8 protein-coding genes and 1 pseudogene are annotated in these 10,556 nt (G+C 75.1%); 5 read left to right on the forward strand and 4 right to left on the reverse strand.

Features of this window, described 5'->3' with window-relative positions; genetic code table 11:
- Positions 1-192 precede the first annotated feature (192 nt).
- From AOK09_RS24750 to AOK09_RS24760, 3 genes are all read right to left on the reverse strand, one after another.
- The gene (locus AOK09_RS24750; RefSeq protein WP_245687464.1) at positions 193-1,362 is read right to left on the reverse strand and encodes a PP2C family protein-serine/threonine phosphatase; all 1,170 of its coding nucleotides are present in this window, start codon (positions 1,360-1,362) and stop codon (positions 193-195) included.
- Between the two features lie 553 nt (positions 1,363-1,915).
- Complete coding sequence (locus tag AOK09_RS24755) at positions 1,916-2,650, reverse strand: gamma-glutamyl-gamma-aminobutyrate hydrolase family protein (protein ID WP_055589452.1); 735 nt, start codon at positions 2,648-2,650, stop codon at positions 1,916-1,918.
- Positions 2,651-2,671: 21 nt separating this feature from the next.
- Positions 2,672-3,421, reverse strand: a complete 750-nt coding sequence (locus AOK09_RS24760) for a FadR/GntR family transcriptional regulator (protein ID WP_055589453.1) — start codon at positions 3,419-3,421, stop codon at positions 2,672-2,674.
- Between the two features lie 110 nt (positions 3,422-3,531).
- On the opposite strand from AOK09_RS24760, the gene AOK09_RS24765 reads away from it, so the two are divergent.
- The 4 genes from AOK09_RS24765 to AOK09_RS38160 are packed head-to-tail and all read left to right on the forward strand — an operon-like array spanning position 3,532 to position 8,498.
- On the forward strand, positions 3,532-4,914 hold the full coding sequence (locus tag AOK09_RS24765) for a glutamine synthetase family protein (protein ID WP_055589454.1): 1,383 nt from the start codon (positions 3,532-3,534) through the stop codon (positions 4,912-4,914).
- Positions 4,915-4,922: 8 nt separating this feature from the next.
- A complete protein-coding gene (locus tag AOK09_RS24770) occupies positions 4,923-6,296 on the forward strand; it encodes an aldehyde dehydrogenase family protein (protein ID WP_055589455.1) in 1,374 nt (457 codons plus the stop codon).
- 9 nt (positions 6,297-6,305) lie between these two features.
- Positions 6,306-7,097, forward strand: a complete 792-nt coding sequence (locus AOK09_RS24775) for a 3-oxoacyl-ACP reductase (protein ID WP_055589456.1) — start codon at positions 6,306-6,308, stop codon at positions 7,095-7,097.
- 57 nt (positions 7,098-7,154) lie between these two features.
- Positions 7,155-8,498, forward strand: a complete 1,344-nt coding sequence (locus AOK09_RS38160; protein WP_055589457.1) for a DUF2510 domain-containing protein — start codon at positions 7,155-7,157, stop codon at positions 8,496-8,498.
- 66 nt (positions 8,499-8,564) lie between these two features.
- On the opposite strand, the gene AOK09_RS24785 is transcribed toward AOK09_RS38160, so the two are convergent.
- On the reverse strand, positions 8,565-9,773 hold the full coding sequence (locus tag AOK09_RS24785) for an amino acid deaminase/aldolase (RefSeq protein WP_055589458.1): 1,209 nt from the start codon (positions 9,771-9,773) through the stop codon (positions 8,565-8,567).
- A gap of 193 nt (positions 9,774-9,966) precedes the next feature.
- Here AOK09_RS24785 and AOK09_RS24790 point away from each other — a divergent pair.
- A pseudogene (locus tag AOK09_RS24790) lies at positions 9,967-10,556 on the forward strand (hypothetical protein); the annotation flags it as partial.

Below are 10,556 nucleotides of genomic sequence, written 5' to 3' on the forward strand. Positions count from 1 at the left end.
GGGCCGTGCCGGGATGCCGTCGTTCCGCCCCGCTGGATGACATCCAGCGGGGCGGAACGACGCGAAGGGGCGCGGTTGGTGGCTCTGCGCCGGCCGGTGAGGTGGGCGTCGACGCGGGCGGGGGTGACGGCGGCACCGGTGAGCTGGTGAGGCTGGGCCGCAGTGCGCCGCCGGTGCGGCGGACCGCTTCCTTCAGGGCCCCCGGTCGGCGCCCGCACGGCGCCGTTCGTGCTCATCGAGCCTCGGCGATGCCTGCGGTCGGGGCACCGGCCGGAGGAGCCGGGGGGAGTGCTGGACGGCCACCATGGCCAGGTCGTCGCCGAGACGCCTGCCGGTGTGGGCGTCCAGATCCTTGCTGATGTGCTCCAGCAGACCTGCCGGGTACTCCCACGGCCAGGTGGCGGCCCGGTCGAGGACGGGGTAGAAGCCGCCGGTGGCGTCCCTGGCCTCGACCAGGCCGTCGGTGTAGAGCAGCAGGGTGTCACCGGGGCTGAACTCGAAGGTGTCCGGTCGATAGTTCTCCGGCCCGGCACCGGCCAGGCCGAGGGGTGGCGCGGGACGGGACGCGTCCAGCAGGGTCACCCGGCCGTCGTGCCTCAGCAGCGGCGCGGGGTGGCCGCAGCTGATGACCCGGACGACCTGGGTCTCGTCGGGGATCTCGACCAGGAGCGCGGTGATGAACCGCTCGCAGTCCTCGGGGTCGCCGTCGGCCAGCCGGGCCAGATGCCGGCCGACACTGCGTTCCAGGGACGCGGCCAGCTCGGGCATGGTCCGGTACTGGTCGGCGTTCTCCCGGAAGGCACCCAGCAGCGCGGAGGCGTCCTCGATCGCCGGCAGGCCCTTGCCGCGCACATCCCCGATCAGGAGACGGGTGGCGGCGCCGGCCCGGGCGGCGGCGTACAGGTCACCGCCCACCGTCGCGTATCTCGTGGACGCCCGGTACACCGAGGCGACGCTCAGAGGCCCCAGCTCCCCGGAAAGCGGCCGCAGCAGGACCCGCTGGGCCGCCTCGGAGACCGCCCACACCTTGTAGAGCTTCCGCAGGTCGCGCTCGTGGCGTGCCTTGGCGGCCAGTACGAGGCCCGCCACCACCACGAGCGCGGCGGAGTGCACGAGGACCGCGGGCGAGTGCAGCAGGCCGTCGCTGCGGTCGACGGCGAACACCGCCGCGGTGACGGCCAGGATGACGCCTGCCGCCAACCGGGTGGCGGGGAGCAGTCCGGCTGCCAGGAGGGGTGCGAACACGGAGTAGTCGGACCAGGCCGCCCCCGGGGATCCGTTCGTCAGCGCGATGCAGCTGGCGGTGATGAACAGGGCGAGCAGCGACCAGAGCCGCCAGGGGAGTGCTCGTGCGGTGGACAAGGCCGTCACCGCCTTTTCGTCGATGGATCCCGTGGACGCCAAGCCGCGGTCGTGGGATGACAGTGTCCTGCGAGCGGAGCGCGAGGACGTTGCTGGACGGACCCGGAGGGCTGGGGCTCCCGTTTGCGGCTGCCGGCCGGGGCCGGCCGGACCGGGGCGACACGCCGTACGGGGCCAGGGGTCGCGGCCGGGAGCCTGCCCGGCCGTACCGGGCGGCGGCGGACGCGATCTTCTGCTGCGGTTCACGGCATCGGGCCCGCATCGGGCGCGCCGTCGCCGAGACAAGAGTTTCACTCTGCGACCGAACCATCGGCGAGTCAAGGCCGAGTCCGGAATCCGGACGCTGACGCCCGCCGAACCGTACGTGGACTCCGTGCTCCCGGCCTGGCTCAGGAAGACGGGGCGCGGCACAGCCGGGCAAGCCGGCGATCACCCGGGACCGTCGCATCATGCCGGTCGGCCCGGAGGCGCCGGCCCGGCCCAGGTGACCTCGCCGATCGGCGTACGGCGGCACCGCACGGGCGGCCAGGGCGGCCCCACGGCGCAGGGACGCTCAGCGGGTCGAGGGCGCCGACGGGGTGCGCGTACGGGCGGCGGCGGTCACCAGGGCGCGTACCACCCTCAGGTCGTGGTCGCGCTCGGGATGCCACTGCACGCCCAGCACGAAACCGGGCCCCTCGGCCTCCACGGCCTCCACGGTGCCGTCCGCCGCGCGGGCGCAGACCCGCAGCCCGCTGCCCAGCCGGTCCACGGCCTGGTGGTGGTAGGTCGGCACCGACGCCTCCGCCTCCGGCAGCAGCTCCGCCAGCGCGGTGCCCGCCACCGGCCGCACCGGGTGGCGGGTGAAGACCCCGGGCGACGGGCAGTGGCCGTCGTGGCCGACCGCCTCCGGGAGGTGCTGCACCAGGGTGCCGCCGCAGACCACATTGAGCAGCTGCATGCCCCGGCAGACCCCCAGCAGCGGCAGCCCGGCCGCCAGCGCCGCCCGGATCAGCGCCGACTCCCAGCGGTCCCGCTCGGGCGCGGTCGCCGCCGTTCGCGGGTGCCGCGGCAGCCCGTACAGGGCGGGGGAGACGTCCGGGCCGCCGGCGACCAGCAGGCCGTCCAGCCGGGCGGTCGCGGCGGGGGCCCGCTCGGGGTCGTCGGGCGGCACCATCACGGCCAGGCCTCCGGCGGACTGCACCAGCTGCGGATAGACGGTGGGCAGCAGCGCCGCCCGGTCCTCCCACACCCCCCAGCGGGCGGTGTCCAGATAGGTGGTGATGCCGATCAGGGGACGGTCCTCCATGGCATGCCCTCCGGGGTGGGGTCAGGAGAGGAAGCCGCGCAGCAGCGCGGCGGTACCGGCGACGTGCTCCCGCATCACCGTGCGGGCCCGTTCCCGGTCGCCGTCCAGCAGCGCGGCCACCAGGGCGGTGTGCTGCTCCTCGGAGTGGAGCAGGTTGGGCGGGAGCAGGGGTATGCAGTCCAGCAGTTCATTGACCGAGGCCCGCACCGCGGCGTACTGCGCGGCGACCGACGGGGAGCCGCAGAGCTCGGCGACGGCGAGGTGGAGGCGGGTGTCCATGCGGCGGTACTCGCCGAGCTGGGCGGAGCCGGTGGCGGCCAGGCACTCCCGCAGCCGCCGGGCGGCCGCACCGGCGGGGCGGTGCGCCGCGCACAGCTCGGCGGCGCCCACCTCCAGCACCTCGCGGAAGAGCAGGGTGTCCTCCAGCCGGTCGCCCATCAGCTCGGCGCGGCGGCGCAGCTCCTCGCCCCCCGCCTGCGTGCCGGTGCCGACGAGGGCGCCGGGGCGGTAGCGGACGAAGGTGCCGCCGTAGCGGCCGCGCCTGGTCTCCAGCAGTCCCTGGTCCTGGAGCACCCTGAGCGCCTCACGCAGGGTCACCCGGCTCACCTGGAGCCGCTCGGCGAGTTCCCGCTCGGCCGGCAGCCGGCCGCCGTCGGGGACCAGGCCCAGCCGTACCAGCTGCAGGATGCGCTGGACGGCCTCCTCGAACGTGTTGCCGGAGCGCACCGGTCGCAGGACGGCTGCCAGCCGGTCCTCCCCGCGGTCGTCCATGGCGCCCTCCCCTCCTGCGCGCGGCGCCGCGCCGCGCCGGGCGGGACCCTTCCCATCCAATGGTACAAGGCCATACCTTTGGACTCCCGCGGAACCAGGGAGGCATCGCCGTGCCCGACCGACCGACACCCCGCAACGGGGCGCCGCTGAGCCTTGAGGCCCTGCACATCCTCGTCGACGGCGGCGACATCGACACCGTGGTCCTGGCCTTCACCGACATGCAGGGCAGACTCCAGGGCAAACGCTTCGCAGCCCGCTTCTTCCTGGACGAGGTGGCCCGGCACGGCACCGAGGGCTGCGCCTATCTGCTGGCCGTGGACGTGGATCTCAACACCGTCGACGGCTACCGGATGGCCTCCTGGGACACCGGCTACGGCGACTTCGCCATGCACCCCGACCTCACCACGCTGCGCCGCCTCCCCTGGCAGCCCGCCACCGCCCTGGTGACGGCCGACCTCGCCTGGCACGACGGCACCCCGGTGGCGGCCTCCCCCCGCCAGATCCTGCGCCGCCAGCTGGACCGGCTGGCGGAGCACGGCTGGTCCGCGTACGCCGGGACCGAGCTGGAGTTCATCGTCTTCCGCGACACCTACGAGGACGCCTGGCAGCGCGGCTACCGGGACCTGACCCCGGCCAACCAGTACAACGTCGACTACTCCCTGCTCGGCACCGCCCGGATCGAGCCGCTGCTCGCCCGGATCCGCAGGGAGATGGGCGGCGCCGGGATGACCGTGGAGTCGGCCAAGGGCGAGTGCAACCTGGGCCAGCACGAGATCGCCTTCCGCTACGACGAGGCGCTGACCACCTGCGACCAGCACAGCGTCTACAAGACCGGCGCCAAGGAGATCGCCTCCCAGGAGGGCATGGCGCTCACCTTCATGGCCAAGTACGACCAGCGCGAGGGCAACAGCTGCCATGTCCACCTCTCGCTGCGGGACACCGCGGGCGACCCGGTCTTCGCCGGACCCGACGGCGCGATGAGCGACACCATGCGGCACTTCCTCGCCGGACAGCTGGCCGCACTGCGCGAGTTCAGCCTGCTCTACGCACCCAACATCAACTCCTACAAGAGGTTCCGCCCCGGCTCCTTCGCCCCCACCGCGGTCGCCTGGGGCCGGGACAACCGCACCTGCGCCCTGCGGGTCGTCGGCCACGGACCCTCGCTGCGACTGGAGAACCGCGCCCCCGGCGGCGACGTCAACCCCTATCTGGCGGTGGCCGGCATGGTCGCCGCCGGACTGCACGGCATCGAGCAGGGCCTGGAGCTCCCGCAGCCCTGCACCGGCAACGCCTACTCCGCCGACGCCGGCCACGACCACCTGCCCGCCACCCTGCGGGAGGCCGCCGAACTCTGGCGCTCCTCCGCGCTCGCCGAGGAGGCCTTCGGCGCGGACGTGGTGGAGCACTACCTCACCATGGCCCGGGTCGAGCAGGACGCCCATGACACCGCCGTCACCGACTGGGAGCGCTTCCGCTCCTTCGAGCGGATGTGAGGAGCCCCATGACCGAGCCGGAGGCCCGCCCCGTCCTCAACCCCGCGACCGAGGAGGTGATCGCCACCGTCCCCGACACCCCGCCCGCCGAGGTCGACGCGGCCGTGCAGCGCGCGGCCAAGGCCCAGCACTCCTGGGCCGCCCTGCCGCCGGCCGACCGGGCCCGGCTGCTGCGCCGCTTCGCCGCCGCGGTCGACGGGCAGCTGGAGGAACTGGCCGCCCTGGAGGTGCAGGAGGCGGGACACCCGGTGGCCGGCGCCCGCTGGGAGGCAGGCAACGTCCGCGACCTGCTGGAGTACGCAGCCGGGGGCGTGGAGAGGCTGACCGGCCGCCAGATCCCGGTCGCCAGCGGGGTGGACCTCACCTTCCACGAGCCGATCGGCGTGGTCGGTGTCATCGCGCCCTGGAACTTCCCGATGCCCGTCGCCGGCTGGGGCTTCGCCCCGGCCCTGGCCGCCGGAAACGCCGTCCTGCTGAAGCCCGCCGAGGCCACCCCCCTCACCGCCCTGCGACTGGCCGCGCTCGCCCTGGACGCCGGGCTGCCCGACGGCCTCTTCCAGGTGCTGCCCGGCGCGGGCGCCGTCACCGGCCGGGCGGTCGTCGACCACCCCGCCGTACGGAAGATCGTCTTCACCGGCTCCACCGCCACCGGCAAGGAGGTGATGACCCGCTGCGCCGCCCAGGTCAAACGGGTCACCCTGGAACTCGGCGGCAAGTCCCCCAACATCGTCTTCCGGGACGCCGACCTGGAGCGCGCCGCCGCGGCCGCACCCATGTCCTTCCTGGACAACGCCGGACAGGACTGCTGCGCCCGCACCCGGATCCTGGTCCAGCGCGAGGTGTACGACGAGTTCCTCGGCCTGCTGGAGCCCGCTGTCACCGCGGTCACCGTGGGCGACCCCGCGGACCCCGCCACGGACATGGGCCCGCTGATCTCCGCCGCCCACCTGGCCAGGGTCTCCTCCTACGTCACCCCCGACCTGCCGGTGGCGGCCCGCGGCACGGTGCCGACCGGCCCGGGGTTCTGGTTCCCGCCCACCGTGCTGACCCCGCGGGACCCGGGGTGCCCCGCCGCCACCGAGGAGATCTTCGGCCCGGTCGCCGTGGTGCTGCCGTTCGACGACGAGGCCGACGCGCTGCGGCTGGCCAACGCCACCCGCTACGGCCTCTCCGGCTCCATCTGGACCCGGGACGTCGGCCGGGCGCTGCGGCTGGCCCGGGGGGTCGCGGCCGGCAACCTCTCGGTCAACTCCCACTCGTCGGTGCGCTACTGGACCCCCTTCGGCGGCTACGGCGAATCGGGTCTGGGCCGGGAGCTCGGCCCTGACGCCGTCGCCCACTTCACCGAGACCAAGAACGTCTTCATCAGCTCAGAGGAGTGAGGCACGCAGATGACCACCCCTTCGCACAGCCCGGTCTGCCGCCGCCTGGTGGGCCGCACCGCAGTGATCACCGGCGCGGGCAGCGGCATCGGCCTGGCCGCCGCCCGCCGGCTGGCGTCCGAGGGCGCCCATGTGGTCTGCGCCGACATCGACGAGACCGCGGGCAAGGCCGCCGCGGAGGAGACCGGGGGGCTCTTCGTACGGGCCGACGTCACCGACGGCGAGCAGGTCGAGGCGCTGTTCGCCGCGGCGTACGAGACCTTCGGCAGTGTGGATGTGGCGTTCAACAACGCCGGGATCTCCCCGCCGGACGACGACTCCATCCTCACCACCGGGCTGGACGCCTGGCGGCGGGTCCAGGAGGTCAACCTGACCTCGGTCTACCTCTGCTGCAAGGCGGTGCTTCCGTACATGCAGCGGCAGGGGAGGGGCTCGGTCATCAACACCGCCAGCTTCGTCGCCGTGATGGGCGCGGCCACCTCCCAGATCTCCTACACCGCCTCCAAGGGCGGGGTGCTGGCCATGACCCGGGAGCTGGGGGTGCAGTTCGCCCGGGAGGGGATCCGGGTCAACGCGCTCTGCCCCGGCCCGGTGGACACCCCGCTGCTGCGGGAGCTCTTCGCCAAGGACCCGGAGCGCGCCGCCCGCCGCCTGGTGCACATCCCGCTGGGCCGCTTCGCGCGCGCCGAGGAGATCGCCGCCGCGGTGGCCTTCCTCGCCAGCGACGACTCCTCCTTCGTCACGGCGAGCGAGTTCCTGGTGGACGGCGGGATCTCCGGGGCGTACGTCACCCCGCTGTGACCGGCCCCGCTCCGCTCTTGACCCTGCTCTTATCAGGCAGGACCTACGGTTCGGACCGTGACTGCGACGATTCCGTCCGGCTGGTACCCGGACCCGAGCAACAGCGGCGGCCCCGAGCGGCGGCTGCGGTGGTGGGACGGCACCGAGTGGACCGGCAACACCCGCCCCCTCCCCGCTCCGCCGCACGCCGCCCAGGACGCTGACACACCGTCGGACGCGCCCGAGCGGCCGGAGCCGGCGGCGGCCCCGGAGGAGGAGGCACCGACCGCGGTCCTCCCGGCCTCCGCGCCGGCGCCCGCTGCCGAGCCGGCCCCCGCCTCGGAGCCGGTTCCCGTGCCCGAGCCGGCCCCCGCGCCCGGGACGGAGCCGCTCCCGGGCCCCGCAGTCGCACCGCAGACCGCAGCCGCCGCACCCCAGGGCGCCCACGCCGGACCGGCGCCGGTGGTGGCCTGGCCCGTGCTGCCGCCGCCGCTGCCGGGTGCGGAGCACCCCAAGCGCCGGCGCCCCTCCCGGGCGCTGCTGATCGCCGCCGCGGTGGCCGCCCTGGTCGGCGCCGGCATAGGCTCCGGCGCCACCTATCTGGGCATGCGTGGCGACGACACCCACCAGGAACGGTCCTTCTCCGCACCCGCCGGGGGCGGCGGCCAGTTCGGCGGCGAGAACGGCGGCGGCGGCCAGAACGGCGGCCAGAACGGTGGGGGCCAGGGCAACGGCGGCCGGAGCGGCGGTGAGGGCTTCGGGTTCAGCGGCGGCGGCTTCGGCGGCCCGGACGGCGGCTCCAGCGGCGGCTCGGGCGACTCGGGCGGCTTCGGCGGCGGCCTCGGAGGCCTCGGCGGAGGGCTCGGCGGAGGCTCCAACGGGGGCGGCACCGGCGGCGGCTCCGGCCGTACCGGCAGCGACACCGCCGTGGACACGGTCAACCACATAGCGCTCCCGGTCCCCTCCGGCTGGAGCGGCGGCACCACCGACGACGGGCATGCCGCCCTGTCCATCGGCTCCTACTCCTGCGCGCAGTCCAAGTTCGGCTGCACCCTCGGCGGAGTGGTCACCAGCACCCTCAAGGGCGGCGACCCGGCCGCCGCCGCCAAGGCGGACATCACCGCGGCCGTCAAGGAGGCCTACGGCACCGTCAACTCCCACCAGGAGCTGAAGTCGCAGCAGGTGTCCGTCGCGGGGCGGTCCGGCTACCTGGTCCGCTGGAAGGTCGACGCCAAGACCGGCAACGACGGCTATGTGGAGACCGTGGTCTTCCCGGCCGAGAGCGGCAACTCCCTGGTCGCGGTCCACCTCGGCTTCGACGCGGTGGACAAGGCGCCCTCGGTGGACCAGATGGACACCATCGTCGGCGGCATCAAGGACCACAGCGGCCCGGCCGGCGCAGGCTCGGGCGCCGGCGCCTGAGCCACCGGGGGCCGCCACCCGCGCATCGCGGGTGGCGGCCCCCTGCGTCGTCCCCGGCGCCACCCGTCACAGGTAGGTCATGCCCTCGCCCCGGTAGGTCGGCACCGAGTCCACCACCCGCTGCCCCTGCACCAGATGCAGCCGGTCGAAGCGCTCGCACAGCTCGCCGGCCTTGGCATGGCGGAACCACACCCGGTCGCCGATCAGCAGGTCGTCCGCCGCCGAACCCAGCAGCGGCGTCTGCACCTCGCCGGCCTGCTCCTGCGGGTCGTAGCTCAGCCCCTCCGGCAGATACGGCTGGGGCAGGCGGTCCCGCCCGGCCGCCCCGGAGGCGGGATAGCCGCCGCCCAGCACGGTCACCACCCCCACCCCGGGCCGGCGTACCACCGGCAGGGCGAACAGCGCCGCCGGACGGCCCCGGAACGCCGTGTAGTTGTCGAACAGCCGCGGCTGGTAGAGCCCGGACCCCGCCGCTATCTCGGTCACCGCGGCCTCGGCGGCCGTCGACTCCACACTGCCGGTGCCGCCGCCGTTGACGAACTCCAGGTCGGCCACCTGCCGCAGCGCCCGCACCACCGCGGCCCGCCGCTCCGCCAGCTCGGCCCGCGCCCGCGACTGCATCGCCCGTACGGCCAGGGAGCGCAGCGGACGGCCCGCCAGGGAGTCGCCCACGCCCGCTATATGGCCCTCGTACGCCATCAGCCCCACCACCCGGAAGCCCGGCCTGCGCTGCACCAGCGCCGCGAACGACGCCAGCTCCTCGGGGGTGCGCAGCGGGGAGCGGCGCGCCCCGATGCGCACCCGTCCGCCCAGCATCCGCAGCGCGGTGTCCATCTCCAGGCAGACCCGGATCTCCGCGCCCGTCCCCGGGCCGCCCTCCCGGGCCTCGTCGATCAGCTCCAGCTGTGCCGGATCGTCCAGCATCACCGTCACCGAAGCGGCGAGACCGGGGTCGGCGGCCAGCTCGGCGTAGCCGGAGCGGTCCGCCGACGGGTAGGCCAGCAGCACATCCCCGAACCCGGCCCGGGCCAGCCATATCGACTCGGTGAGCGTGAAGCTCATCACCCCGGCGAAGCCCTCCACGGCCAGCACCCGCTCCAGCAGGGCCCGGCAGCGCACCGACTTGCTGGCGACCCGGATCGGCTTCCCTCCGGCGCGGCGCACCAGATCGGCTGCATTGGCATCAAAAGCGTCCAGATCCACCACCGCCAGCGGTGCGTCCAGATGTGCGGTGGCCCGGTCGTAGCGGGCGCGGTGAGCAGCAGGGTTCGCCATGCGCGAAGACTGCCACACGCCCGCTACCCGCCGGTAGACGCGGAGCCCGGCCGGGATGCCCGGCCCCTGCCGCCCGAGGGGCGACCGCGACGCCCCTCGAACGCGTAGGGTGGCGGCGGTGGTTGCGCAGGTGAGGCGCTGGGGAGCGCCGTCCGCCGGGGCCTGCGGCATGCCATCGGGACGGGGGCCGCAGATGCACGACGCCGAGGCGGCACCGTCCGGGCCCGCACTCCCGGCCTGGCAGCCCCCGTACGCCCCGGACCGCACACCGCCGGGCACCGGCCCCTGGCCGCCGACCGCGGCCCGCGCCGCCCGCGGCGGTGCCTGGACGGCCCTGGCCGTCCTCTGTCTCGCCGCCGGGCTCGGCCTGCTGGCCGGCCCCGCCGCGGCCTCGCTGTCCGTACCCGGACAGCTCGCCGCCGGCGGCCCGCAGAACGCGGCCGGGCAGCGCTTCGCCCCGGCCCGCGCGCTGTGGCGCACCGCCCCCGCGGACGCCCTGCTGCCGCCCGCCCTGGACATCGGCGACGGCACCACCTGGAGCCGTACGGCCGGCCCCACCGAGTCCCCGTGCACCCCCGCCCTGCTCGGCCGCGGGCTGTACGACGCGCTGGCCCCCGTCGGCTGCGCCCGGCTGCTCCGGACCACCTACACCGATCTGGCGCGCACGCGGCTGGTCACCGTGGGCATCGCCGTCACCTCCGCGGCAGGTCCCTCGGCGGCCGGCCGCTTCGCCCGCGGCAGGGAGCGCCACGGCACCGGCCGCCCGGCCGCTCTGACGACGCC

This window comes from Peterkaempfera griseoplana, from assembly GCF_001418575.1.
GTDB classification, from domain to species: Bacteria; Actinomycetota; Actinomycetes; order Streptomycetales; family Streptomycetaceae; genus Peterkaempfera; species Peterkaempfera griseoplana.

What these genes read in the sequence shown, in the direction of transcription:
- AOK09_RS24755 (WP_055589452.1), bottom strand. Translation starts at nt 2,650, where the DNA reads ATGGAGGACCGTCCCCTGATCGGCATCACCACCTATCTGGACACCGCC.
- AOK09_RS24760 (WP_055589453.1), bottom strand. Translation starts at nt 3,421, where the DNA reads ATGGACGACCGCGGGGAGGACCGGCTGGCAGCCGTCCTGCGACCGGTG.
- AOK09_RS24770 (WP_055589455.1), top strand. Translation starts at nt 4,923, where the DNA reads ATGACCGAGCCGGAGGCCCGCCCCGTCCTCAACCCCGCGACCGAGGAG.
- AOK09_RS24775 (WP_055589456.1), top strand. Translation starts at nt 6,306, where the DNA reads ATGACCACCCCTTCGCACAGCCCGGTCTGCCGCCGCCTGGTGGGCCGC.
- AOK09_RS24785 (WP_055589458.1), bottom strand. Translation starts at nt 9,773, where the DNA reads ATGGCGAACCCTGCTGCTCACCGCGCCCGCTACGACCGGGCCACCGCA.